Genomic DNA, 24,054 nt, shown 5'->3' with positions numbered 1-24,054 from the left:
AGTTCGTCCAGCAGTTCCTTGGAAATCGTCATCGTCCTTGCTCCTCTCAGGAAGCATGAACCAAAACCAAGTTACACAGAAGATCGGACACTCTCAAATTTCACCACCACCTTATAGTGAACTTGGAAGTGAACAATCCACTTTATAGAGGACGACACTCAAACTATAAACTCATGAACAACTTAATAGCAGAGTATAAGTATGAAGTACGATGATTTCTCCGAAGCTTCACCAGGACAGCTTGTACCCACAGTCTATGGTGCGCGAGCTTTTGTACCAACCAAACTACCACCGAAAATTGACTTGGCTTCGGTTGCCCTTCGCCTTGCCGACGCATCCGGCAGCATTGGCGAGCTAAAAGGTGCCTGCAGACGACTAACAAACCCGTATATCATCATTAGACCACTCCAGCGCCTAGAAGCACAAACATCTTCGGCAATGGAAGGGACGCACACGACCGCTAACAAACTCGCGCTTGCCGAAGCTGGTGTAGACAGTGACAGAGACCCAGAAACGCGAGAAGTTACCAACTATATTCATGCACTACAAAACGCCATTTCTTCACTGGATGAGCTTCCAATAACGCATCGTACACTCAAGACAGCACACGAAACCCTTCTAAAAGATGCTGGAAGGGAGCGCGGTGAGGACAAGTTACCCGGAGAGTTCAAGCGCAATCAAAACATGATCGGTGGGCGAACGCTAGAAACTGCTCGTTTCATACCGGCGACTCCTGCGGCTACGCCTGACTGCATCAGCGATCTTGAAGCATTCATAAATGCAGAGCGCGATCCCAAGCTAGCACTGATAGATCTGGCCCTAGCCCATTACCAGTTCGAAACTATCCACCCATTTGCAGATGGTAACGGTCGTGTTGGCAGAATGCTGATATCTCTTATGGCTGTTTCTAAAGGTCTACTTGATATTCCCGCTCTATTTGTCAGCCCCGCTTTGGAAGGCGTCAAAGATGAATACATTGATCGAATGTATAGAGTAAGCGCGTTCGGTGAATGGACAGAGTGGTTAAACTTCTTTCTTGAGGCCGTAAGTAGGACGGCCCAACAAACCATCGGTACGATTGACCGCATCATTCAATTGCAAGACGACTACAAAGCGCGAGCAGCAGGAGCTTCGACATCAACCAATTTGTTAACCGCCATTGACATGCTCTTTGAAGTACCGGTCCTCAGACCAAAGAACTTAGTACAAAGGGCGGGGATCACTGATGCGGCGGCGAGAGGGATACTATCGAAACTCGTGGAATTAGACATATTGGTGGAAATCGATATTTACCCCAAAGCATGGCTAGCTCAAGAACTCATGAGCTTATCCGAGCCAAGTAGATAGAGTCGGCTAGTTATCCATCTTCAACGCGCTAATAAACGCCTCTTGCGGAATATCCACTTTCCCGAACTGGCGCATCCGCTTCTTCCCCGCCTTCTGCTTCTCCAGCAGCTTTTTCTTCCGCGACGCGTCGCCGCCGTAGCATTTGGCGGTCACGTCCTTGCGCATGGCGGCCAGCGTTTCGCGGGCGATGATGCGGCCCCCGATGGCGGCCTGGATCGGGATTTTGAACATGTGGCGCGGGATCAGGTCTTTGAGCTTCTCGACCATGGCGCGGCCACGGGCCTCGGCACGATCATGGTGGACCATGATGGACAGCGCGTCGACCGGCTCGTCATTTACCAAGATCTGCATCTTGACCAAGCGGTCCTCGCGGTAGCCGGTCATCTGGTAATCGAAGCTGGCGTAACCCTTTGTTACCGATTTCAGGCGATCATAGAAGTCGAATACAACTTCATTGAGCGGGAGGTCATAGACAACCATCGCGCGGCTGCCGGCATAGGTCAGGTCCAACTGGATGCCGCGGCGGTCCTGGCAGAGTTTCAGCACGTCGCCCAAGTATTCGTCCGGCACAAGGATCGTCGCCTTGATGCGCGGCTCCTCCAAGTGATCCACATGGGTCAGGTCGGGCATGTCGGCTGGGTTGTGCAGGTCGATCTTCTCGCCGTCGCGCATGTAGACGTGGTAAATAACCGAAGGTGCAGTGGTGATCAGGTCGATGTCATACTCGCGCTCGATCCGGTCGCGGATCACCTCGAGGTGCAGCAGGCCAAGGAAGCCGCAGCGGAAGCCGAAGCCAAGCGCGGCGGAGGTTTCCATTTCGTAGGAGAAGGACGCGTCGTTCAGGGCCAGCTTTTCGATGGCGTCGCGCAGGTCCTCGAACTCGGAACTGTCCACGGGGAACAGGCCACAGAATACCACGGGCTGCGACGGCTTGAAGCCGGGGAGTGCGTCTTCGGTGCCCTTCTTTTCGTGGGTGATGGTGTCGCCCACGCGGGTGTCGCGCACCTGCTTGATGGACGCGGTGAGGAAGCCAATTTCGCCGGGGCCAAGCTCGGGGATTTCGGTCAGGGCGGGTTTGAACACGCCGATACGGTCCACATGATGGGTGGAGCCGTTGGAGAGCATCTTGATCCGCTCGCCCTTTTTCAGCACGCCGTCGATGATGCGGACAAGGACGATGACGCCGAGATAGCTGTCATACCATGAGTCCACCAGCATCGCTTTCAGCGGCGCGTCGCGGGTGCCTTTGGGGGCCGGCAGGCGGGTGACGATGGCCTCCAATGTCTCGTGAATACCCTGCCCCGTTTTGGCGGACACGCGGATGGCGCCGGAGGCGTCGATGCCGATGACGTCCTCGATCTGCTCGGCCACGCGGTCGCAGTCCGACGCAGGCAGGTCGATCTTGTTCAGGACCGGCACAATGTCATGGTCCGCGTCGATGGCGTGGTAAACATTGGCCAGCGTCTGGGCCTCGACCCCTTGGGACGAGTCCACGACCAGCAGCGAGCCTTCGACGGCGCGCATGGAGCGGGAGACCTCGTAGGCGAAATCCACGTGACCGGGGGTGTCGATGAGGTTGAGGACATAGGCCTCGCCGTCATCGGCCACATAGTCGATCCGCACGGTCTGGGCCTTGATAGTGATGCCCCGCTCGCGCTCGATATCCATGCTGTCGAGCATCTGCTCTTTCATGTCGCGCGCGGCAACTGTGTTCGTCTCTTGGATGAGGCGATCAGCAAGGGTCGATTTACCGTGGTCAATATGCGCCACGATGGAGAAATTGCGGATTTTTGAAAGCTCGGTCATGGAGGAGGATATGATTTGCTTTGAGGGGTTGGTCAAGGTGCCTGTTACATAAGGCACGCTTTCGATGGCCCTGCTTTGACTGATGTTTGACGGGGTTTGGCAGGGCCCGCGAGGCAGATGCCCCTTCCGGTCCGGAATTGCCCAAAATACTGCCCGGCTGGCACCGTGTCAGAGGGGTGAAAACCGGCCAATACAGCCATGTCGATCCGGCTCGGAACGCCAAGCCGGATTAGCGCAGATCAGGCAGAATCACTCCCCCTTCAAATCATGGCAACAATGTGGCGGTGGTTGCCGTGACGGAAACAATGGTGCCTCCCCTAGCGGTTTAGCTCATGTATCACACCAGATATAGCCCGTAACATACTGAAAAATGGCGAAAACTTGACGACATCAAGGCATTAATGGACAGTTAACGTCTCTGTTCTGCTGCCCCTCCATAAGGATGTTTTCAATGTTCCGAATTGCCCTTGCCAGCCTCTGTCTCGTGACTGCCGCCCCTGCGTTCGCCGGTGACCAGTCGCTTTATCCGCATGTTCACACCAACACGCCGATCGTTGGCAGCTACACCAACCCGATCAACTACCGCCCCCACAACGCCACTGGCGACAACAAAGGGCGCGGTTTCGTTGAAGCCGAAATCGTGCGGTCGGGAGGCTATTCCGAAAGCAACACCAAGTATCTGGCGTCTACCCGGTCGGGTGCCGGCTCCATTCTGGAAAATGGCCCCGTGACCGAGGTTTTCGTCGAGAACCTGCCAGCGCTGAACGGCACCTACGCGCCACGTCGTGTTTTGCTGGGGTCGAACCTGCCCAGCAACTAAGCGATCAGGTCTTACAAAATGTGAACGCCGTGGTGATTGAATTTGCCACGGCGTTCGTCATATAGTCCCCGAAACAAACGAGCGCGAGACACATTGCGCCGTAGGTCATGGAGCGGGACTATGGGTTTCAAACTAGCAACACTTGCCATCGTGATGGGACTGACATCAGGGGCAGCACTCGCGGGTCCGATTGAACGCGCCTGCCTGAAAGCGGACCGAAAAGCCGCGTCACGCCCGTTGTGCAACTGCGTGCAGCAGGTAGCGGACCTGACGCTGGATAACAGCGATCAACGCCTTGCCGCCAGCTTCTTTGCCGATCCGCACCGCGCGCAGGTGATCCGCCAGTCGGACAACAACAGCCACGAGAAGTTCTGGAAACGCTACAAGCAGTTTGGCGCGAACGCCGAAAGCTACTGCCGCGCCGCCAGAAGCTGAGACACCAGCGCGTCTGCGCAAGTTTCCAGCATCGCGATGACCGGCTCGAACTTGCCAGTGTAATAGGGATCAGGCACCTCGACAGACACTTGTTCTCGCGCGAAGGACGACATCAGAACAACCGGAACCGTCGACCCTGACGGGCGCAGCGCTTCGATATCCTGACGATTGGTCTCGTCCATTGCGACGATCAGATCGAAGGCGTCGAAATCACCAGCCCCGATCTTTCGCGATATCTGGTTTTCGATGTTGTATCCCTTGAGCCGCGCCGCCACCACAGCCCGCGCATCGGCAGGATCGCCGACATGCCAACCGCCGGTTCCGGCGCTATCAAGTTCAAGTTCAAGTCCGGCGTTTTGCGCCTTCAACCGTACAATGCCTTCCGCCAACGGCGAACGACATATGTTGCCCAAACAGGCAAACAATATTTTATTCGTCACTACAATAGCTCCCCAGCTAAGCTTCTGTAGTGCGACAATTGTCAGTTCTGATCAAGTACCAAGCGGGAATTAATCCAAACAAGCGGAGAGTGGCAGCCCTTTGATCAGGGCTGCCTCCGGTTCTTTAGCTGTCGCTGGCGTTTCCGTGGCCCGCACCCTGTCCAGCGCCATTGCCCTTCTTGCCATGTTTCATCATGCCATGGCCTTTCATCGGCTTGCGCTCCAGATCAACCGGCACCATCACTTCCATGTCGCCGGCCTTCTCGAAGGTCAGCGTCACGGGAACCATGGCGCCCTGCTCCAACGACCCGTTCAGGCCCATCATCATCACGTGTTTGCCGCCGCGCTGCATCTCGATCATCTCGCCAGCCGCGACGGGGAAGCCTTCTTCGACATGGACCATCTTCATCACGCCGTCATTTTCCAAGTGGGTGTGCAGCTCCACGCGCTTGGCCGCCGGAGACGCGGCACCGATGAGCCGGTCATCGCTGTCGCTCATATTCATCAGCGTGATAAAAGCCGCGCCGGTCTTGGCGTTGGCACTGGCGCTACGTGCGTAGGAATCGGTGACCTTGAAGGCCATGTCGCCTGCGAAGGCGGCAGTGGAAAGCGTGGCGGCAAGCACGGCCGCAGAGATAAGTTTCAAAGACATGGGATATGCCCTTTCGATTGAATGAGTGTCTGTAGGTTTGAAAGTTTTAGGTCAGATCACCCAACAGGCGGGGCGCGGGCTTTCAGCGCGTCCTTGTCCATCCGGACATAGGACTGGCTGGCCTCGGTCAGCACCATCTCGATCTTTTGCGCAGACCCGAGCAGCACCAAAAGCGGCGCCGGCCCTTCGGCCAGCACAACCATTGTGCAATCGGGGCAAACCGGCGCGGGGTCGACCTGCTCGCCATTGGCATCAAGCAGGATCGTTTGCAGGCCGGAGCCGTTGCAGATCACCATCGCCTGCGTGCCTGCATCGCGATCGCGCATCACGGCCATGGCACCGGTGGTGGCAACCATGGTGAGCACAAGAAATGCTGCAAAGAGACGGCGAACGAAGATCATAAGGCTTTCAATACGATGCGTGAGCGACAGAGCCAATATGCCAAATCGCCCCTCACGCAACGTTGTCCCAGATCAAACGAAAACGGCCCCGCCCGTAGGGGCGAGGCCGCTTCGAAAGCGATGTGCGTTGGCCTTAAGCTTCTGCTTGGGCTTTCGCGATATCTTTTTTGACTTTGAGCGCCTTGGTGGACAGCTCGGCGTCTTTGGCTTTTGCCATGAACGCGTCGAGGCCACCACGGTGGTCAACTGTGCGCAGGGCAGCAGCAGAAATGCGGAACTTGAAGCCGCGACCAAGAGTCTCGGACATCAGGGTGACGTCGTTCAGGTTCGGCAGAAAGCGACGCTTGGTCCGGTTTTTAGCATGGCTGACATTGTTGCCAGACATCGGGCCTTTGGCGGTGAGATCACATACGCGCGACATGTGCGTTTCCTTCCGGGTCTTAAACAGATGAAGGCACCGCCCTTGCGATGCCCTGAATTCGGTCTGCGTGGAATAGGCGGAGATTCTTAGGGGGTCAAGTGGAGAATAGGTGTTTTGACGCGGGAAACACCCTGTTTCTGACGGTTGCGCGGCAAGAACCGCGACTCATCCGCCATAAAGCTGCATTTTATGGCCAGAACACCCTTCTAAGTCAGGCTGTCGAGCATTTTGGCAGCCGCACGATCAGGGGACAACGCGCCGTCAGCGACCTCTTGCGCAAGGGTTTTCATCGTCGCCGCTGCGGACTTGTCAGAACTGATCCGCGCCAAAAGCCCAGCGCGCACGGCCTCCTCGAACCAATGCACCCCTTGGGCCTTGCGGCGCGTATCCCAATGACTGTGCTCTTTGCGCCAGTCGCTGAGCGTCCGCATGTCCTGCCATGCTTCCTCCAGCCCTAGCCCCGTCAACGCCGACACGATCCGCGCTTTGGGAAAGCCTTCAGGGTCTTGCGCGCGCTTGCGCAAAAGTCGCAACGCACCGGTATAGTCGGCCTGCGTGCGCACCGCGGCGGGCTTCAGGTCGCCATCGGCCTTGTTCACTAGGATCAGGTCGGCGATTTCCATGATGCCACGTTTGACGCCCTGCAACTCGTCCCCGCCCGCGGGGGCCAGCAACAGGATGAACAGATCGGACATCTCCGCCACCATGGTCTCGGACTGGCCGACACCCACCGTTTCGATCAACACCACGTCGAAGCCAGCCGCCTCGCACAAGGTCACCGCCTCACGGGTGCGCCGCGCCACGCCACCCAGATGGGACTGCGACGGCGAGGGCCGGATAAAGGCATTCGGGTCGCGCGACAGCAGGTCCATACGGGTCTTATCACCAAGAATTGATCCGCCGGATCGGGTCGAACTTGGGTCCACCGCCAGCACCGCGACCCGAAGCCCCTGCCCCGTTAGATGCAGCCCGAACCCTTCGATAAAGGTCGATTTCCCCACACCCGGCGTGCCGGACAACCCGATGCGCAATGCCTGCGGCGCATCTACGCGCAAGGTATCAATAAGGGCCAAAGCCTCCGCCCGATGGTCGGCGCGACCGCTTTCCACAAGGGTGATTGCACGGGCCAAGGCCCGTCTGTCGCCGCCTCGTATCTTTGCGGCCATGTCTTCAATATGTTTCAAGGATGGGCGATCTTTCGCTTGTTTTCCCCGCAACTTGGGGTGTTATCCGGTGGTTTGAGGACCAATATGCCCTGAGAGGCATAAGTGATGCAACGAGGCTAGAATATGAAGCAGTTTTTGAAAATCTTGGGTGTTTGCGCCCTCCCCCTGGCAATGACCGCGCCCCAAATGGCTGCGGCTGACGGAACGACGGATGCCGTGTTCTCCGTCGCCATTCGCGGGATCACCGCTGGCACCCTGACGGTAAAAGGCGCTGAGAACGGCGGCGCGTATAATGCCTCCGGCGTCTTGCAAAGCGGCGGGCTCGTCGGGTTGGTGGCCAAGGTGAAATACACCGCCAGTTCCAGCGGACGGGTCAGTGGCAACAATTTCAGCCCCTCCCGCTATGACGAGAAGGCCGATACCGGCAAACGCAAATCCTCCGCCTCGATGACCTACAAGGGCGGCGTGCCGTCTGTGTCGGATTATGTGGCGGGGCCGAACGTGGTCAAACCGTCTACCCAAAAGGGCACCGTGGACCCGATGACGGCGCTCTATGCGGCATTTCGCGACGTCAACAAAGACGAGGTCTGCGAGCTGGACGTGAAGATGTATGACGGCAAGCGCCGCTCGCAGGTGAAGCTGGCCACCCCGCGCGCCGAAGGCGACATGATCAAATGCGACGGCGAGTACCGCCGCTTGGCCGGATTTTCGCCCGAAGACATGGCGGAAAAAGCACGCTTCCCGTTCAACTTGTTCTACGCCAAGACCGCCGATGGCCGTTACCGCGTGGAAAAGGTCGTGACCCACACGCTATATGGCAACGCGGTGATGAAGCGGAAATAGACCTTCGCGCCAAGGCGCTGTATGCGGGGGCATGAGCCTTCCGATTGAAGATGTAGTAGACGCCCTTGTCGGTCACATGACCGCTAATGACTCGGGCGGGGGCGTTTGCGTTTTACAGGCCCCGCCCGGCGCGGGGAAAACCACGCGGGTGCCACTGGCCTTACTAGAGGCGGGTGCGTTTGACGGGCGGCTGATCATGCTGGAGCCACGACGGCTGGCCACCCGCGCCGCCGCCGAACGCATGGCGCAAACCTTGGGCGAACCTGTGGGCCAAACCGTCGGCTACCGGATGCGCGGCGAGGCGAAAGTGTCGAAAGCCACGCGGATCGAAGTGGTGACCGAAGGCATCCTGACGCGGATGATCCAGAGCGACCCTGAACTGGCGGGCGTGGGCTGTGTGGTGTTCGACGAATTCCACGAGCGGTCCTTGAATGGCGACCTGGGATTGGCTTTGACGTGGGAAGCGCGCGGCGCTTTGCGGCCTGACCTGAAACTGATGGTCATGTCGGCCACCTTGGACGCGGAACCCGTGGCGGAATTGTTGGGCGGCGCACCCGTGGTCACCTCCGACGGGCGCGCACATTCGGTGGAGACGCGCTGGCTGGAACGACCGCTGCACAAGGACACGCGGTTCGAGACGGCAGCCGCCGACCTGGTGAACCACGCGGTGAATGAGACCACAGGCGGTGTCTTGGTGTTCCTCCCCGGCGAAGGCGAAATCCGGCGCGTGATGGGGATGCTCAATGTGCCGAACGGTGCCGTGGTGCGACCGCTGTTCGGCGCATTGCCGTTCAAAGAGCAACGCGCAGCGATTGCGCTAGAGGACGGCGTGCGCAAAATCGTACTGGCGACCTCGATTGCCGAAACCTCTTTAACCATCGAAGACGTGCGGGTCGTGGTGGACGCGGGCCGCGCGCGGCGGGCGCGGTTCGACCCCGGCTCCGGCATGTCGCGGCTGGTGACGGAGAAAGTATCGCGCGCCGAAGCCACCCAGCGCCAAGGCCGCGCGGGGCGGGTTCAGGCAGGCGTTTGCTACCGCATGTGGACGCGGGCCGAGGAAGGCGCGCTGCCTGCCTTCCCGCCTGCCGAAATCGAAGCCGCCGACCTGACGGGGCTGGCGCTGGAACTGGCAAACTGGGGCGCAGCACCGGAAGATCTGGCGTTCCTGACGCCACCGCCGGAGGGCGCATTTGCCGAAGCGAAAGCCTTATTGCAAATGCTCGGCGCACTGGACGCAGACCGGATCACCGACCACGGGCGCAGCTTGGCGGCAATGCCGTTGCATCCGCGTCTGGGCCATATGCTGGCAATGTCTGGTGAGCGCGGGCCTGCACTGGCGGCTCTGTTAGCGGAACGCGATCCTCTGGGGCGCAACTCGGGAACAGACATCGCAACACGCATGAAGTTGCTCAGCGGCGCAGTGCCACCGCACGCCAATCGCGGCGTCATCGAGCGAGTGCGTGCGGAGGCCAAACGCCTCAAGCGCTTCGCAGGCAGCACCGACCGCAGCTTGGGCGAGATGGCGGCCCTCGCCTACCCCGACCGCATCGGGTTGCGGCGTGCGGGTAAGGACGCGCGCTATGTTTTGTCAGGCGGCAAAGGCGCGATAATCGACGGGAGCGACGCCTTGGCAGGGCAACGGCTGATCGTGGCCCTTGATCTGGACGGCGACGCGCGGGAAGCCAAAGTCCGGCTGGCCTGTGCTTTAAGCGACGCGGAACTCCGCGACCTATATGCGGACCAAATCAAATGGGTCGACCTGTGCGAATGGTCCAAACGGGACCGCAAAGTGCTGGCCCGCAGGCAGGAATGCTTCGGGGCGTTGGTGCTCGACGACCGCGCATGGAAAGACGCCGACCCTGACCACCTCGCTCAAGCGATGCTGGACGGAATACGCCAACTGGGCCTCACCGCATTGAACTGGTCGAAGCCCGCCCGCTACCTACGGGCGCGGGTTCTGTATATGCGTGACGGCATGCCGGACTGGTCGGACGAAGGACTGTTGAACAGCCTAGAAGACTGGTTGCTGCCCTACCTGTCAGGCGTCCGCTCGGCGGAGGATTTGAAAGGCGTCAACGTCGCAGAAGCCCTGCGCGCGGCGCTGAACTGGGACCAGATGCAGGCGCTGGACGCAGGTGCACCCGCGAAGTTCACCACGCCTTTGGGGCGTGATCTGGCGCTGGACTATGCGCATGGAACCCCTGCCCTAGAGGTGCGCCTGCAAGAGATGTTCGGCGTCACGCAACACCCGCGCACGGGGCCAGACCGCTTGCCGCTGAAAATCACGCTCCTGTCGCCCGCCTCGAAGCCCGTTCAGGTCACGACCGATTTGCCGGGCTTCTGGGCGGGGTCTTACGCCGACGTCCGCAAGGATATGCGGGCGCGCTACCCGCGCCACCCGTGGCCCGAAGACCCGACTGTCGCAGACCCCACCTTGCGCGCCAAACCGCGCGGAACGTAAGCGGGCTGGACAGTTCGGCCCCTACCGCTAGTGTTTGAGGCGACCCAAATTCGGAGGCCCGCGTCATGACACTCGCCAACAGCAAATTCGGCACCGCCCAACCTGTAAAACGTCTTGAGGATTCGCGCTTCCTGACCGGCCATGGCCGCTATCTGGACGACACGGTGCCCAGCGGCGCGCTGTTCGGCTTCGTGTTCCGCTCCTCCGTCGCACATGCCGAAATCACCGAGCTGGATATCACCGAAGCGGAAGCCGCAGAGGGCGTGCATCTGGTCCTGACGGCTGACAGTTTCGTGGCAGCCGGCGGCACCAACAAGATGGGCGCGTCGATCATTTCCAACCGCGACGGCACCCAAGGCGCGGCCCCCGTGCGGCCCATTCTGGCGACGGGGCGCGTGCGTTTTGTGGGCGAGGCGATTGCGATGGTCGTGGCGGATACTCTGGAGCAGGCCAAGGACGCCGCCGAGCTGATCGGATTCGAGTATGACGATCTCCCCGTGCATATGGACGTCTCCGAAGGCGGCGCAGCGATCCACCCCGAGGCCCCCGGCAACGTCGCCTACGATTGGGGCATCGGCGACGCCGACAAAACCGACGCCGCGTTCAAAGCCGCAGCCTTCACCACCAAGGTCGAGATCGGTGACAACCGGATCATCGCCAACTCCATGGAGCCACGCGGCTGTTGGGCCGCGATCGAGGACGACCGTCTGCACATGGAATATTCCGGCCAAGGGGTCTGGGGGCTGAAAGGCTCGCTCTCGTCCACGCTGGGGATCGACAAGACAGACGTGCATGTGACCACGCCCGATGTGGGTGGCGGGTTCGGCATGAAGGCCTTCGACTACCCCGAATATTTCATGGTCGCCCAAGCCGCCCGCACCCTTGGCCGCCCCGTGCGCTGGCAGGCCGACCGCACGGAATCGATGCTGACCGACAACGCGGGCCGCGATCTGGTCTCCACGGCGGAGCTGGCCTTCGACAAGGACCACAAGATCACCGCCTACCGCGTCAACACCGTCAGCAACATGGGCGCGTATAATTCAACCTTCGCGCAGTTCATCCAAAGCGATCTCGCGTCCAAGGTTTTGATGGGCGGCTATGACGTGCAGGCGGCGTATTTTTCCAATCAGGGCATCTACACTAACACCACCCAAGTCGACGCCTATCGCGGCGCAGGCCGCCCCGAGGCGATCTATGTGCTGGAGCGCGCCATCGACTACGCCGCCCGCGAGTTGGGCATCGACGCGATGGAGCTGCGGCGCAAGAACTTCATTGCGGCGGACAAATTCCCCTACACCTCGGTCACCGGCGAACTCTATGACGTGGGCGACTTCCACAAGGTCCTGAACCGCACCGAGGTTGAGGCCGACATGGCAGGCTTCACCGCACGCAAAGCCACCTCAGCCAAGGCAGGCAAGCTGCGCGGGCTTGGGGTGTGTTACTACATCGAAAGCATTCTCGGCAGCCCCGACGAGACCGCCCATGTGGAGTTCGCAAACACAGGCCGCGTTAACCTTTACGTCGGCACCCAAAGCAACGGTCAGGGCCACGAGACCGTCTACGCCCAGATGTTGCACGAATATACCGGCATCGACATCGACCTGATCGACATCATCCAAGGCGACAGTGACCGGATCGCCAACGGCGGCGGCACGGGCGGCTCCCGCTCGGTCACCACGCAAGGCACCGCGAACAAGGCGGTGGCGGAGAAGACCATCGACACGTTCCGTCATTTCGTCGCGGAGCAGTTGGGTGCACACGAAGTCGCGTTCGAAGACGGGGCCTTCCGCGCCGAAAGTTCCAACACCGTGATGACCCTGATCGAGGCCGCAGACGCCGCCCGCAACGAGGGCCGCGACGACTTGCTGAACATCACGGCCAGCACGACCTTGCCGGGACGTTCCTACCCCAATGGCTGCCACGTGGCGGAGGTCGAGATCGACCCCGACACTGGCCTGACAGAGGTGGTCAAATACACCGTGGTCGACGATTTTGGCGTGCTGATGAACCCGATGATGGCCGAAGGCCAGGTCCATGGTGGCGTCGTGCAAGGCATTGGCCAAGCAATCAGCGAGCATGTGATCTACGACGAGGACGGCCAGCTTCTAACGGCGACCTTTATGGACTACGGCATGCCCCGCGCGGCGGACATGCCGATGATCGACTTCCACTCGGAGCCGGTGCCATCCACTGCCAACGTGCTTGGCATGAAAGGCTGCGGCGAGGCGGGAACCGTCGGGGCCTTGGCCGCCGTAGCCAACGCGGCGCTCGATGCGATGTGGGAGCGTGGCGTACGCCAAGCGGACATGCCGTTCACCCCGCAGCGTGTCTGGCAAATGCTGGGCAGCACATAAATGTGTGACGCGTCAGGCACCGCAATCGGCACCGTCCAGATCGAAAACGCCCGCACCCGCGTGACGGAATGGCGGTTCAAAAAATGCGGCGACAACACGGGCTGGCATCGGCACGACTATGATTATGTGGTGGTGCCACTGTTCGACGGCGCTTTGGAAATCAGGCTGCCGGATGGCGAGGTAATCACTGCGCCCATGCAGAACGGGGTTCCATACTTCCGCGAGTTGGGCATGGAGCATGACGTGCTCAGCGCCAATGACTTCGAATGCGCATTCATCGAGATCGAGTTTCTGGAAGCCCGCCGCAATGACACGTGACCCGAACGGCAAACCCGACCTAGACGCCGCCTACGCGCTGGAAACGCCAGACGATAACCGTAAGCTCTATGGCGATTGGGCCGAGACCTACGACAAAAGCTTTGCGCAAAACATGGACTACCAACTGCCCGCCCATGTGGCGCGGGTGTTTGCGGAGCTTGGTGGGACCGGTCCCGTACTGGATGTCGGCGCAGGCACAGGGCTGCTGGCCGAGGCTCTAAGCACATGCAGTGACGTCGTGATCGACGCGCTGGATCTATCCGCGGATATGCTGGCTGTGGCGGGTCAGAAGGGAATTTACCGCACTCTGATCGAAGCCGACCTGACCAAGACCCTGCCGATTGAGCCCGCACAATATAACGGCATCGTCAGCTCCGGCACCTTCACCCACGGGCATGTCGGGCCGGACGCTTTGGACAAGCTGATCGCCCTCGCGCGCCCTGATGCGCTGTTCGTTCTGTCGGTCAACGCGGAACATTTCGAGGCGCGCGGGTTCGCGGCAAAGTTCGAAGCGCTCGCACCCAAGATCACCGACTACCATATCCAAACTGTTTCGATCTACGGAGCGAGCGGAGACCGCGCCCACACACATGACAAAGGCCATCTGGCTGTGTTCCGTCGGGCGTAACATCCATGAATAATATGTGAAGCACCTTGACTGGAAGCCGTTCTCGGTTCCTCCTAGGGTTATTAAAAGGTTCCAATTGGAGTGAGTAACGTGCGCTGGTATAAGGGAATGGAAAGGCTTGGCGGATATGTCCGCCCCATGTCTGACCGTCTCAAATCCCTCGTAGGCTTCGGCCCGGAACCGCGTTCGGTTCACCCCAAGGCCACACGAGGGCCTGTCACCCACGTGATCATCCTCGACGGAACCATGTCCACCTTGGAAAGCGGCTTCGAGACCCACGCGGGCATGACCTTCCGGCTGTTGTCCGAAATGGCCCCGAACAAAGCGCTGTCGCTGAAATACGAAGCCGGCCTTCAGTGGCAGGGATTGCGCCGCGCGATAGACATTATGGCGGGCGTCGGCATTAACCGTCAGATCCGCAACGCGTATGGCTTCATCGCCTCGCGCTACCGTCCCGGTGACCGCATTTTCCTGTTCGGTTATTCGCGCGGGGCCTATGCCGTGCGCAGCCTTGCGGGCGTCATTGATCAGGTCGGCCTGCTGCGCGCCGACTGCGCCACCGAACGCAACGTGCGCCAAGCCTACCGCCATTACCGCAGAAGCCCGACCTCGAAGGCCTGCAAGGCGTTTCACGAACAGCATTGTCACAAGGAAGCCAATATCGAGATGATCGGCATCTGGGACACCGTCCGCGCCTTGGGCTTCCGCGCGCCGTTCCTGTGGCGGTTTTCTCCGGTGGAGCATGAATTCCACAACCACTCGCTTGGCTGTGCTGTCAAGCACGGCTTCCACGCGTTGGCCCTCAACGAAACCCGCCGCGTGTTCGAGCCGGTGATGTGGGAAAGCCGCGAAGGTTTTGAAGGCGTGTTGGAACAGGTCTGGTTCAAAGGCGCGCATGGCGATGTCGGCGGTCACCTGATGGGCTATGACAAGGCACGGCCTTTGGCCAATATCTCGCTCGTCTGGATGCTGGAGAAAGCCGAAACCTGCGGCCTGCCCCTGCCCGATGACTGGCGCGCACGCTTCCCGCGCGACGTCGAAGCCCCGTCCGTGGGCACGTGGCGGCACTGGGGCAAGCTGTTTTGGCAAAGACGCGCCCGCGTCGTCGGCCGCGACCCGTCGGAGCGGTTGCACCCAAGCGTCGTGAACAGCCCGCAAGGCTTTGTCCCCGCCAGCAAATCGCAAATCAAAGCCGCCTCGCGGGGCTAGAGCTCGGTGCGCACGCGCCACAACTCCGGAAACAGCTCCACCTCCAGCATGCGTTTGAGGTAGCTGACACCCCCCGTCCCGCCAGTCCCACGCTTGAAGCCGATCACGCGCTCCACCGTGGTGACATGGTTAAATCGCCAGCGGCGGAAATAGTCCTCGAAATCCACCAGCTTCTCGGCCAGCTCATAAAGCGCCCAATGCGCCTGCGGGTCGCGATACACCACCGCCCAAGCCGCCATCACCCCGTCGCTAAAAAAATGCGTGCCAGACACATCGCGCTCCAGCACCTCCTGCGGCACCGCAAGCCCCGCCCGCGCCAAAGCCCGCACCGCCTCGTCATAAAGCGATGGCTGCGCCAGTTCCGCCGTGATCTTCTCCATGATATCCGCACGGTGCGCATGCGGCTTGATCATCGCAGGGTTGCGGTTGCCCACGGCAAACTCGATCAACCGATACTGCCAAGACTGAAACCCCGACGACTGCCCCAGATCATCCCGAAACGCCGTATATTCGCTGGGCGTCATGGTCCGCAGCACGTCCCACGCGTTGTTCAGCTGCTCGAATATCTTCGCCACACGGCTCAGCATCTTGAACGCCGGTTGTAACTGATCGCCGCGAATGGCCGCCCGCGCAGCACCAATTTCATGCAAGGCCAGCCGCATCCACAATTCAGACGTCTGGTGCTGGATGATAAACAGCATCTCGTCATGCGTCTCCGTCAGGCACGCCTGCGCCCCCAACACCATGTCCAGCTTAAGGTAGTCGTTATACGACATCCGCCCGTCAAAACGCATCTGCGCGCCGTCCTCGGCGGGGTCATACGGCGTGTCCGTGGTCATGGCGGCGTGCTCCTGAATGTGACGATCACCGCATGGTATCGCCCCCCGCGCCCGACGCAACCAAAGCCGCCCGCGCCAAAACACCCGATCAGCCCTTTTCCACCCCGCCCCGTCGCGGTATGACCTCGGTAACTCCAAAAGGGGACCGATATCATGGCCATGGAAAAGACATTCAACGCAGCCGAAGCCGAAAGCCGGCTCTATGATGCTTGGGACAAGGCGGGCTGCTTCACCGCAGGTGCCAACGCCAAGCGCGCCGAAACCTTCAGCATCATGATTCCGCCCCCCAACGTCACCGGCGTCCTGCATATGGGTCACGCGTTCAACAACACGTTGCAGGACATCCTGATCCGCTGGAAGCGCATGCAAGGCTACGACACGCTCTGGCAGGCAGGCACGGACCACGCAGGCATCGCCACCCAGATGGTGGTGGAGCGTGAATTGGCCAAAGAGGGCAAGAAACGCACCGACATGACCCGCCCCGAATTTCTCGAACACGTCTGGGCGTGGAAGGAACAATCGGGCGGCACCATCCGTGACCAGCTCAAACGCCTCGGCGCGTCGTGTGATTGGTCGCGCGAAGCCTTCACCATGTCCGGCAACTTCCCCGACGCGGTGATCAAAGTCTTCGTCGAGATGTATAACAAAGGCCTGATCTATCGCGGCAAACGCCTCGTCAACTGGGACCCGCATTTCGAGACCGCGATCTCCGATCTGGAGGTCGAGAATATCGAAACCCCCGGTCATATGTGGCACTTCAAATACCCGCTGGCGGGCGGCGAAACCTATGAATATGTCGAGAAAGACGAGGACGGAAACGTCACCCTGCGCGAGACCCGCGACTACATCTCCATCGCCACGACCCGCCCCGAAACCATGCTGGGCGACGGCGCAGTTGCGGTTCACCCAACGGATGAGCGTTACGCGTCAATCGTTGGAAAACTCTGCGAAATTCCGGTTGGACCAAAAGAATATCGCCGCCAGATCCCGATCATCACCGACGAATATCCTGACAAGGATTTCGGCTCCGGTGCGGTGAAAATCACCGGCGCGCATGACTTCAATGACTATCAGGTCGCCAAACGTGCCGGCATCCCGATGTACAATCTGATGGACAGCAAGGGTGCCATGCGCTCCGACGGCAGGCTCTACGTGGATGAAGCCGCCACGGCCCAAGCGATTGCCAAGGGCGAGCAGGAGTTCGACGAGCGCATGGTCGCCGCGATGAACATGGTACCGGTCGCCTATCGCGGCTTGGACCGGTTCGAGGCGCGCAAAGCGGTGGTGCAAGACATCACCGACGAGGGGCTGGCCGTCATGGTCTCCGTCCCCGTGATCGACGAAGAAGACGGTCAGGAAAGCTCCAAGCTGGTCCCGTACGTCGAGAACAAGCCGATCATGCAGCCCTTCGGCGACCGCTCCAAGGTGGTGATCGAGCCGATGCTGACAGACCAATGGTTCGTCGAGACCGACAAAATCGTCGGCCCCGCACTGGACGCGGTGCGCAATGGCGACGTGAAGATCATGCCCGACAGCGGTGAGAAGGTCTATTTCCACTGGCTGGAAAACATCGAGCCTTGGTGCATTTCCCGCCAGCTTTGGTGGGGTCATCAAATCCCCGTCTGGTACGGCTTCGATTTGAACGCCGCAGGCTTCAAAGATGACGAAAGCGACGGCGATCTGGATTCGGTAGAGATTGGCCGTTTGCTGACCAACGACGCCATCGCCGCCAATCCTGACGTGCATCACTGCGCGACGGAATTCGGCGGTGTCACCGGCCAGTTCGAGGATATTCTGGCGAAACTGCCGACGCCCCTGAACCACGCCCGCCCCGTCGAAGTCGAGGACCGCGCCGAGGCGCTGCACCAATTCGCCGCCGGGCTGGCGGAATACAACGTCACGCAAGACCCGACCAAGCTGGTCTACCCGATCTGGCGCGACGCGGATGTTCTGGACACGTGGTTCTCGTCGGGCCTCTGGCCCATCGGCACGCTCGGCTGGCCCGAGCAGACGCCGGAACTGGCGAAGTATTTCCCGACCTCCACCTTGGTCACAGGGCAGGACATCCTGTTCTTCTGGGTCGCCCGCATGATGATGATGCAACTTGCGGTGGTGGACCAGATCCCGTTCGACACGGTCTACCTGCATGGCCTCGTGCGCGACGCCAAGGGCAAGAAGATGTCGAAATCCACCGGCAACGTGGTCGACCCGCTGGAGATCATCGACGAATACGGCGCCGACGCCCTGCGCTTCACCAACGCGGCCATGGCGTCGCTCGGCGGCGTGCTGAAAATGGACATGCAGCGCATCGCGGGCTACCGCAATTTCGGCACCAAACTGTGGAACGCCGTCCGCTTCGCCGAGATGAACGAGGCATACGGTTTGCCCGACACAAAGCCGACGCAAAGCCGACGCCCCGCAGACCTCGAATTTACGGTCAATAAATGGATCGTCGGCGAGACCGCCAAGGTCCGGATGGAGGTCGACCAAGCGCTGGAAAGCTACCGCTTCAACGACGCCGCCGACGCTCTTTACCGCTTCGTCTGGGGCAAGGTCTGCGATTGGTATGTGGAGTTCTCCAAGCCCCTCCTGCTCGACGGAACCGACGCCGAGAAGGTCGAGACCCGCGCGACAATGGCGTGGGTGCTGGACCAGTGCATGATCCTGCTGCACCCGATCATGCCGTTCATCACCGAAGAGCTTTGGGGCGTCACCGCCAAGCGCGACACGATGCTGGTCCATCAGGACTGGCCCACCTACGGCGCTGAATTGGTTGATAAAAATGCCGACGCGGAAATGAACTGGGTGATCGCCTTGATTGACACAGTCCGCTCCGCCCGCGGCGAAATGCACGTGCCCGCAGGCCTCAAGGTGCCGCTGGTTCAGGTCGATCTGGACGCCGCAGGCCGCACCGCCTTCGCCAATAACGAGGCCCTGATCCTCAAGCTCGCCCGCATCGAAGGCGTCACCGAAGGCGCGGTGCCAAAAGGCTCCGTCACCATCCCGGTCGCAGGCGGCAGCTTCGCCTTGCCGCTGGCAGGCATCATCGACATCGACGAGGAAAAAGCGCGGCTGGAGAAAACTTTAGGCAAACTGGCCAAGGAGTTAGGCGGTCTGCGAGGTCGCTTAAACAACCCCAAATTCGCCGAAAGCGCCCCCGCCGACGTGGTCGAAGAAGCCCGCGAAAACCTCACAGCGCGTGAGGAAGAAGAGGGCAAACTGAAAGCTGCTCTCGCAAGGTTGGCTGAATTGGGATGACGCCCCGTCTCCATTTGGTCTCAAATACTCAAACTCCATCGCCCGCAAAGTGCGTTGCGATTTGAGTATTTTTAACCAAATGGAAACAGGAATCGTGTTTCACTGAAGGTCCGGTACAGGCTGGAGAGCCGATGACCGGACCGGATGGAGACCGCCATGCGCGATCTTCGGAGCGTGGTCGGGGGCAACCCCGGCCGCCTCTTTCTAAGTTTTCTTGGACATGCCACGCATGACGGCGGCCATCTGGTCAGGCTTGCCGATCAGGGCGGCCTGCTCAACAGACTCTGCCATTAGAACGCTGGATGTCGTACCCGTTTGCGCTTCCGCGATCAGCCGTTTCGCGGCGCGAACGGCGCTTGGGCTTTGCGCGGCGATTTGCTTTGCCAGCTCCATCGCTCGGGCCAGCGGGTCTTCGGAGACCTCCGTGACCAGCCCGAAAGCAAGCGCCTGCTCTGCCTCCACGATCTCGGCTGTGTAGGTGAGCCTGCGTAACACATCGTCGCGCAGCACCTGTGGGAACAGCGTCATGCCGCCCATGTCGGGCACCAGACCCCACTTCATTTCCATGATCGACAGCTTGGTCTCGGGGGCAGCGACACGGATATCGGCCCCAATCGCCAATTGCATCCCGGCACCAAAGCAAACCCCATGAAGTGCTGCGATGACCGGTACCTCCAGCTTGCGCCACGCGAGAGAAAATTCCTGAAACCGGTTGGCATCCCCATGGGTGCGGCGGATAATGACCTCGTCCATGTCCTGCCCCAGAAGGCTGGAGAGAGACGTGATGTCAATCCCCGCACAAAACGCGCGCCCCTCTCCCGACAGCACTACGCAATTCACATCTGCACCGCGCAGAGCCTCGGCAGCTGCAAGAACCTCGTCCAGCATGTCCAGAGAAATGGCGTTCATCTTCTCGGGACGATTCAACGTGACCCGTGCGATGCCGTCGGCGATATCAGTTGTAACCAAGCTCATGGCGCAAAGCGTAGCCACAAGGTTTGGCGCAGGCCAGTGTTACCTAACGATACGCTCCACGGCGCGCATCATGCCCAGTGCCTTGTCATAGACAAGCTCCAGAAGGACCCGTGGTTTGCGGGCTTTGATAGCGATCGGCACCGCGCGGCTAGCACCGGTGGCCAGAGTTGCGGCCATGAAGCCGCGGCGTGTGAGGTGTGGCATGGATAATCCCTCCGTCCGTCTTAAATGGGGGTACGCGCGCCCACTTGCAAGCAATGCAAAAACACGGTCAAACTCTGACGCATGAATAGACCGCCCCTTACCCCGCTTACCGACAGCCTTCCTGCCTCCGTTCCATTCGTGGGGCCTGAAGCCCTGGAGCGGGCCAGCAGGACCGCCTTTAAAGCCCGTCTTGGAGCGAATGAGAGCGTTTTTGGCCCCTCGCCCAAAGCCATCGCGGCGATGAAGGTCGCCGCATCGGAGGTTTGGCAATATGGCGACCCCGAGAGCTATGACCTGCGCCAAGCGCTGGCGGCGCATCACAGCGTCGCGCCCGAAAACGTCATGGTTGGCGAGGGCATTGACGCTCTGTTGGGGTATCTGGTGCGGCTTTATGTGGAACGAGGGACGGCTGTCGTGACCTCGGAAGGGGCATATCCGACCTTTAACTACCATGTAGCGGGGTTCGGTGGCGATCTGCATATGGTCCCCTACCGCGACGACCATGAAGACCCTGACGCGCTGCTGGCGAAAGCCCGCGAGACCAGCGCGCGGCTGATCTATTTCGCCAATCCTGACAACCCAATGGGCAGCTGGCATGACTCAGTGGCGGTGCAACGGATGATCGACGCCGTGCCGGGCAATTGCCTGCTGATTCTGGACGAGGCCTATATCGAGCTCGCCCCCGACGGCACCGCGCCTGATCTGGACATGTCCAACCCCAACGTGATCCGCATGCGCACCTTCTCCAAGGGGCACGGCATGGCAGGTGCGCGGGTGGGCTATGCGTTGGGCGAAGCCGAAAACATCATTGCCTTCAACAAGATACGCAACCATTTCGGTATGTGCCGGATCAGCCAAGCGGGCGCTTTGGCGGCCTTGCGAGATCAGGACTACCTGTCCGACATCTGTGCCAAGGTGGCCGCGTCCCGTGACCGGATTGCGAAAATCGCGCGCGACAACGGGCTGACGCCCCTGCCCTCGGCCACCAATTTCGTCGCTGTGGATTGCGGCAAGGACGGTGACTATGCCCGCAAGGTGCTCGCCGGATTGCTGGATCAGGGCTTGTTCGTCAGGATGCCCTTCGTTGCCCCGCAAGACCGCGCCATCCGCATCAGTTGCGGCAGCGATCAGGACATGAAGCTGCTGGAAACCGCCCTGCCGAAAGCGCTGACCGCCGCCGGATAACGCAAACGCGACTGTTCTTTGCCAAAAGCCACGCTAGGCTAAGGGAGGAGAAAGGACGCGCCCATGTCACAGCCACCCGGTCGGGTCGAGGATTACACCAAGCCGTTTCTGGTCATGGCCTATGTGGTCCTGTTCTCAGGGCTGTTCATCCTCTGGGCCGCGTTCGGCTACGCGATATCGCTGCTCACCAGCCTGTTTTTGCATGTGATTTTGCAGAGAATTCCAAGGCGCGACTAGCTACTTCCCCGCGCAAATCCGAGCCGCCGCCGCCAAAGCCCCATCCCCATGTGGGATATTCAGCGCCTTCAGCCCAGCATCAATCGAGCCCAGCGTACCCATCAGCATATGCATATTCACATGGCCCATATGGCCGATGCGGAAGAAGCCGTCGGACATCGGGTCATCTTCGGTCGCCATGCCAAGGCCGATGCCCAGCGTGAGGCCAGCCTGTTCGATCAACCAGTTGCGCAAATCGGTGCCATGGGGGGCGCCGATCCGCAGTGACGTCACCGCGTTGCTGCGCGCCGCCGGATCAGTGATGTTCAACTCCAGCGGGCCACCTTGTCCCCAAACGTCACATGCCGCCCACAAGGCCCGCGCCAGCGTCGCGTGGCGGGCCAGCACATTCTCCAGACCTTCTTCATGGACGATCATGTCGAGTGCCACGCGCAAGCCGTAAAGATGGTGGGTTGGCGCTGTGCCACAGGACATCTGGTAATAGCCCTCGGGATTGGCCCGCGGATGCCAGTCCCAGTAGCCCGAAACCCGCTCCATCTTTTGGCGCATGGCGGCGGCCTTGTCGTTGAAGAACACAAAGCACATGCCGGGCGGCACCATCAGCCCTTTTTGGCTTCCGGTAACCACGACATCAATTCCCCACGCATCCATCTGCATGTCGTCGCAGCCAAGGCAAGCAATGCTATCGACGATCATCAAGGCCGGATGCCCCGCTGCGTCCATAGCCGTGCGAATAGCCGCGAGGTCGGACTTGGCAGAGCTGGCGGTGTCGGTTTGCACCACCAGAACGGCCTTGATCTCGTGGCCGCTGTCAGCCCGCAACGCGTCTTCGACCCCTTGCGGGTCAATCGGCGCACGGCGACCGAAATCAAGTTGCTCCACCACCAGCCCGCGTTTGCGCGCGGTCTCGGCCCATCCATTGGAAAACTGCGCGGCCCCCGGCACCAGAACCTTGTCACCAATCGCCAGCACATTGGCCAGCGACGCCTCCCACGCGGCATGGCCATTGCCGACATACATCGCGACATGGCCACTGGTCTTCGCCACGGCTTTCAGGTCGGGAACCAGCGAATAGGTCATGTCAATCAGCTCGCCCGTATAGATGTTCGGCGCGGGGCGGTGCATCGCCTGCAACACCCGCTCCGGCATTACGGAGGGACCGGGAATGGCCAGCGTATGACGACCATGGGACAGGTTGGGCAGATTGGACATGAATCAGGCCTTTTGGAAACCAGAGCAACGACTTGACCCCAAGAGGTAGAGCCGTCCGCAGGGGCCGTCAATTCGCTATCAGTTATGCAGCAGATCAGCCTTTGTGATAGCGCTTGGACAACTTTTCAGGATCAGCCCCGAAACTGTAGCGCGTCAAAGTGCCAAAATTACGCAGGCTTTGGCGCAGCCAGCCGTTGCGCTCATACCGCTCCGCACCTGTCGCGGCATAGGTATCCAGCAACCGGATACGGCCTTTCAAGGCCCGCGCCATGGCGACGTCTTCCATCAAGGGCTGATCAGGGTAGCCGCCAGAATAGTCGTATAACTCGCGCGACATCAGAAAGCCTTGGTCGCCGTAAGGCAGGTTCAGCGCAGCGCTGCGCAGGTTCGCCCAGGACGCCACGACTCGAGGGGCCAGACCCTTAGCGCGAAATCGCAAGCGGAACGCTGCCGCAAGATTAGGATGCTCTGCGCGGTGAACGGCGGCGGCCCCGACCCAATCGGGGGCCAGATGCGTGTCGGCGTGCAGAAACAACAACCACTCACCCCTCGCGGCTTCGGCCCCGCGGTGCAGCTGCCCGCCACGCCCCTTGGCGCCGCTCACCACGACCGCCCCCGCAGCTTCGGCAATCTCAAGCGTCGCGTCCGTGCTGCCTCCGTCCGAGACGATCAAGTCCCGGATCATTCCCCTCTCCAACCCCGGCATCAGGGCGTTCAGGGTCTCCGGCAGCTGGGCCGCCGCATTCAGGGTCGGGATCACGATGGAAAACGGTGCAGACATATCAGGGCTGTTATACCCACCCCCGCCTCCTATATGACAGGGCAAAGAATACACGGAGAACC

General features: G+C 60.4%; 23 protein-coding genes. 12 read left to right on the top strand and 11 right to left on the bottom strand.

Going from position 1 to position 24,054, the window contains the following annotated elements:
- The first annotated feature begins 201 nt into the window (after positions 1 to 201).
- Positions 202 to 1,347, top strand: coding sequence for a Fic family protein (locus BUB72_RS08885; RefSeq protein ID WP_073142917.1), 1,146 nt, complete (start codon positions 202 to 204; stop codon positions 1,345 to 1,347).
- 6 nt (positions 1,348 to 1,353) lie between these two features.
- On the opposite strand, the gene lepA is transcribed toward BUB72_RS08885, so the two are convergent.
- Positions 1,354 to 3,153, bottom strand: a complete 1,800-nt coding sequence (gene lepA, locus BUB72_RS08880) for a translation elongation factor 4 (protein WP_073142915.1) — start codon at positions 3,151 to 3,153, stop codon at positions 1,354 to 1,356.
- Between the two features lie 451 nt (positions 3,154 to 3,604).
- On the opposite strand from lepA, the gene BUB72_RS08875 reads away from it, so the two are divergent.
- Together BUB72_RS08875 and BUB72_RS08870 are read left to right on the top strand one after the other, a co-directional pair.
- Complete coding sequence (locus BUB72_RS08875; RefSeq protein ID WP_073142913.1) at positions 3,605 to 3,973, top strand: hypothetical protein; 369 nt, start codon at positions 3,605 to 3,607, stop codon at positions 3,971 to 3,973.
- A 153-nt stretch (positions 3,974 to 4,126) separates the two neighbouring features.
- Positions 4,127 to 4,408 (top strand): hypothetical protein, encoded by a 282-nt coding sequence (locus BUB72_RS08870; protein WP_245814780.1) that lies wholly within the window; start codon positions 4,127 to 4,129, stop codon positions 4,406 to 4,408.
- On the opposite strand, the gene BUB72_RS08865 is transcribed toward BUB72_RS08870, so the two are convergent.
- The 5 genes from BUB72_RS08865 to meaB all read right to left on the bottom strand — a co-directional run bounded on the left by BUB72_RS08865 (position 4,384) and on the right by meaB (position 7,488).
- A complete protein-coding gene (locus BUB72_RS08865; RefSeq protein WP_073142909.1) occupies positions 4,384 to 4,848 on the bottom strand; it encodes a low molecular weight protein-tyrosine-phosphatase in 465 nt (154 codons plus the stop codon). The genes BUB72_RS08870 and BUB72_RS08865 overlap by 25 nt on opposite strands.
- 124 nt (positions 4,849 to 4,972) lie before the next feature.
- A complete protein-coding gene (locus BUB72_RS08860) occupies positions 4,973 to 5,500 on the bottom strand; it encodes a copper chaperone PCu(A)C (RefSeq protein WP_073142907.1) in 528 nt (175 codons plus the stop codon).
- A 56-nt stretch (positions 5,501 to 5,556) separates the two neighbouring features.
- Positions 5,557 to 5,901 (bottom strand): hypothetical protein, encoded by a 345-nt coding sequence (locus BUB72_RS08855; RefSeq protein WP_073142905.1) that lies wholly within the window; start codon positions 5,899 to 5,901, stop codon positions 5,557 to 5,559.
- A 133-nt stretch (positions 5,902 to 6,034) separates the two neighbouring features.
- Positions 6,035 to 6,322: a 50S ribosomal protein L28 gene (gene rpmB, locus BUB72_RS08850; RefSeq protein ID WP_073142903.1), complete on the bottom strand. Its 288-nt coding sequence runs from the start codon at positions 6,320 to 6,322 to the stop codon at positions 6,035 to 6,037.
- 206 nt (positions 6,323 to 6,528) lie between these two features.
- A complete protein-coding gene (gene meaB / locus BUB72_RS08845) occupies positions 6,529 to 7,488 on the bottom strand; it encodes a methylmalonyl Co-A mutase-associated GTPase MeaB (RefSeq protein ID WP_073142901.1) in 960 nt (319 codons plus the stop codon).
- Between the two features lie 171 nt (positions 7,489 to 7,659).
- On the opposite strand from meaB, the gene BUB72_RS08840 reads away from it, so the two are divergent.
- The 6 genes from BUB72_RS08840 (at position 7,660) to BUB72_RS08815 (ending at position 15,301) form a co-directional block, all read left to right on the top strand.
- Positions 7,660 to 8,331, top strand: a complete 672-nt coding sequence (locus tag BUB72_RS08840) for a DUF3108 domain-containing protein (protein ID WP_245814776.1) — start codon at positions 7,660 to 7,662, stop codon at positions 8,329 to 8,331.
- Between the two features lie 31 nt (positions 8,332 to 8,362).
- Positions 8,363 to 10,792: an ATP-dependent helicase HrpB gene (gene hrpB, locus BUB72_RS08835; RefSeq protein ID WP_073142899.1), complete on the top strand. Its 2,430-nt coding sequence runs from the start codon at positions 8,363 to 8,365 to the stop codon at positions 10,790 to 10,792.
- A gap of 65 nt (positions 10,793 to 10,857) precedes the next feature.
- On the top strand, positions 10,858 to 13,146 hold the full coding sequence (locus BUB72_RS08830) for a xanthine dehydrogenase family protein molybdopterin-binding subunit (protein WP_073142897.1): 2,289 nt from the start codon (positions 10,858 to 10,860) through the stop codon (positions 13,144 to 13,146).
- A complete protein-coding gene (locus tag BUB72_RS08825) occupies positions 13,147 to 13,464 on the top strand; it encodes a cupin domain-containing protein (protein ID WP_073142895.1) in 318 nt (105 codons plus the stop codon).
- Positions 13,454 to 14,092 carry a class I SAM-dependent DNA methyltransferase gene (locus BUB72_RS08820; RefSeq protein ID WP_073142892.1) on the top strand — a complete coding sequence of 213 codons (639 nt, stop codon included), beginning with the start codon at positions 13,454 to 13,456 and terminating at the stop codon, positions 14,090 to 14,092. Before BUB72_RS08825 ends, BUB72_RS08820 begins: the two co-directional genes overlap by 11 nt.
- 138 nt (positions 14,093 to 14,230) lie before the next feature.
- Positions 14,231 to 15,301, top strand: a complete 1,071-nt coding sequence (locus BUB72_RS08815; RefSeq protein WP_083588621.1) for a DUF2235 domain-containing protein — start codon at positions 14,231 to 14,233, stop codon at positions 15,299 to 15,301.
- Here the strand turns inward: BUB72_RS08815 and kynA are convergent.
- Entirely contained in the window at positions 15,298 to 16,140 is an 843-nt protein-coding gene (kynA, locus tag BUB72_RS08810; protein ID WP_073142888.1) for a tryptophan 2,3-dioxygenase, read from the bottom strand. The two genes, BUB72_RS08815 and kynA, sit on opposite strands and share 4 nt — an antisense overlap.
- Before the next feature lie 153 nt (positions 16,141 to 16,293).
- Here kynA and BUB72_RS08805 point away from each other — a divergent pair, with 153 nt between their 5' ends.
- Complete coding sequence (locus BUB72_RS08805; protein WP_073142886.1) at positions 16,294 to 19,398, top strand: valine--tRNA ligase; 3,105 nt, start codon at positions 16,294 to 16,296, stop codon at positions 19,396 to 19,398.
- A 204-nt stretch (positions 19,399 to 19,602) separates the two neighbouring features.
- Here the strand turns inward: BUB72_RS08805 and BUB72_RS08800 are convergent, their stop codons facing one another.
- A complete protein-coding gene (locus BUB72_RS08800; RefSeq protein WP_073142883.1) occupies positions 19,603 to 20,373 on the bottom strand; it encodes a crotonase/enoyl-CoA hydratase family protein in 771 nt (256 codons plus the stop codon).
- A gap of 39 nt (positions 20,374 to 20,412) precedes the next feature.
- A complete protein-coding gene (locus BUB72_RS08795; RefSeq protein ID WP_073142881.1) occupies positions 20,413 to 20,577 on the bottom strand; it encodes a Tat pathway signal protein in 165 nt (54 codons plus the stop codon).
- A gap of 81 nt (positions 20,578 to 20,658) precedes the next feature.
- On the opposite strand from BUB72_RS08795, the gene BUB72_RS08790 reads away from it, so the two are divergent.
- A complete protein-coding gene (locus BUB72_RS08790) occupies positions 20,659 to 21,762 on the top strand; it encodes a pyridoxal phosphate-dependent aminotransferase (RefSeq protein ID WP_073142879.1) in 1,104 nt (367 codons plus the stop codon).
- A gap of 63 nt (positions 21,763 to 21,825) precedes the next feature.
- Complete coding sequence (locus BUB72_RS18805) at positions 21,826 to 21,999, top strand: hypothetical protein (RefSeq protein ID WP_175549140.1); 174 nt, start codon at positions 21,826 to 21,828, stop codon at positions 21,997 to 21,999.
- Here the strand turns inward: BUB72_RS18805 and BUB72_RS08785 are convergent, their stop codons facing one another.
- Together BUB72_RS08785 and BUB72_RS08780 are read right to left on the bottom strand one after the other, a co-directional pair.
- Complete coding sequence (locus BUB72_RS08785; RefSeq protein WP_073142877.1) at positions 22,000 to 23,211, bottom strand: pyridoxal-phosphate-dependent aminotransferase family protein; 1,212 nt, start codon at positions 23,209 to 23,211, stop codon at positions 22,000 to 22,002.
- A gap of 94 nt (positions 23,212 to 23,305) precedes the next feature.
- Positions 23,306 to 23,992, bottom strand: coding sequence for a TIGR04283 family arsenosugar biosynthesis glycosyltransferase (locus tag BUB72_RS08780; RefSeq protein ID WP_073142872.1), 687 nt, complete (start codon positions 23,990 to 23,992; stop codon positions 23,306 to 23,308).
- Positions 23,993 to 24,054 lie beyond the last annotated feature (62 nt).

The organism is Litoreibacter ascidiaceicola (genome assembly GCF_900129235.1).
GTDB lineage: Bacteria > Pseudomonadota > Alphaproteobacteria > Rhodobacterales > Rhodobacteraceae > Litoreibacter > Litoreibacter ascidiaceicola.
The sequence above is the reverse complement of the archived record's forward strand: the minus strand, read 5'-3'. Positions and strand labels throughout refer to the sequence as shown.

Excerpts from the sequence above, each read along its gene's own strand:
- BUB72_RS08885 (WP_073142917.1), top strand. The coding sequence starts at position 202 with ATGAAGTACGATGATTTCTCCGAAGCTTCACCAGGACAGCTTGTACCC.
- lepA (WP_073142915.1), bottom strand. The coding sequence starts at position 3,153 with ATGACCGAGCTTTCAAAAATCCGCAATTTCTCCATCGTGGCGCATATT.
- BUB72_RS08875 (WP_073142913.1), top strand. The coding sequence starts at position 3,605 with ATGTTCCGAATTGCCCTTGCCAGCCTCTGTCTCGTGACTGCCGCCCCT.
- BUB72_RS08870 (WP_245814780.1), top strand. The coding sequence starts at position 4,127 with ATGGGACTGACATCAGGGGCAGCACTCGCGGGTCCGATTGAACGCGCC.
- BUB72_RS08860 (WP_073142907.1), bottom strand. The coding sequence starts at position 5,500 with ATGTCTTTGAAACTTATCTCTGCGGCCGTGCTTGCCGCCACGCTTTCC.
- BUB72_RS08855 (WP_073142905.1), bottom strand. The coding sequence starts at position 5,901 with ATGATCTTCGTTCGCCGTCTCTTTGCAGCATTTCTTGTGCTCACCATG.
- rpmB (WP_073142903.1), bottom strand. The coding sequence starts at position 6,322 with ATGTCGCGCGTATGTGATCTCACCGCCAAAGGCCCGATGTCTGGCAAC.
- meaB (WP_073142901.1), bottom strand. The coding sequence starts at position 7,488 with ATGGCCGCAAAGATACGAGGCGGCGACAGACGGGCCTTGGCCCGTGCA.
- BUB72_RS08840 (WP_245814776.1), top strand. The coding sequence starts at position 7,660 with ATGACCGCGCCCCAAATGGCTGCGGCTGACGGAACGACGGATGCCGTG.
- hrpB (WP_073142899.1), top strand. The coding sequence starts at position 8,363 with ATGAGCCTTCCGATTGAAGATGTAGTAGACGCCCTTGTCGGTCACATG.
- BUB72_RS08830 (WP_073142897.1), top strand. The coding sequence starts at position 10,858 with ATGACACTCGCCAACAGCAAATTCGGCACCGCCCAACCTGTAAAACGT.
- BUB72_RS08825 (WP_073142895.1), top strand. The coding sequence starts at position 13,147 with ATGTGTGACGCGTCAGGCACCGCAATCGGCACCGTCCAGATCGAAAAC.
- BUB72_RS08820 (WP_073142892.1), top strand. The coding sequence starts at position 13,454 with ATGACACGTGACCCGAACGGCAAACCCGACCTAGACGCCGCCTACGCG.
- BUB72_RS08815 (WP_083588621.1), top strand. The coding sequence starts at position 14,231 with ATGTCTGACCGTCTCAAATCCCTCGTAGGCTTCGGCCCGGAACCGCGT.
- kynA (WP_073142888.1), bottom strand. The coding sequence starts at position 16,140 with ATGACCACGGACACGCCGTATGACCCCGCCGAGGACGGCGCGCAGATG.
- BUB72_RS08805 (WP_073142886.1), top strand. The coding sequence starts at position 16,294 with ATGGCCATGGAAAAGACATTCAACGCAGCCGAAGCCGAAAGCCGGCTC.
- BUB72_RS08800 (WP_073142883.1), bottom strand. The coding sequence starts at position 20,373 with ATGAGCTTGGTTACAACTGATATCGCCGACGGCATCGCACGGGTCACG.
- BUB72_RS08795 (WP_073142881.1), bottom strand. The coding sequence starts at position 20,577 with ATGCCACACCTCACACGCCGCGGCTTCATGGCCGCAACTCTGGCCACC.
- BUB72_RS08790 (WP_073142879.1), top strand. The coding sequence starts at position 20,659 with ATGAATAGACCGCCCCTTACCCCGCTTACCGACAGCCTTCCTGCCTCC.
- BUB72_RS18805 (WP_175549140.1), top strand. The coding sequence starts at position 21,826 with ATGTCACAGCCACCCGGTCGGGTCGAGGATTACACCAAGCCGTTTCTG.
- BUB72_RS08785 (WP_073142877.1), bottom strand. The coding sequence starts at position 23,211 with ATGTCCAATCTGCCCAACCTGTCCCATGGTCGTCATACGCTGGCCATT.
- BUB72_RS08780 (WP_073142872.1), bottom strand. The coding sequence starts at position 23,992 with ATGTCTGCACCGTTTTCCATCGTGATCCCGACCCTGAATGCGGCGGCC.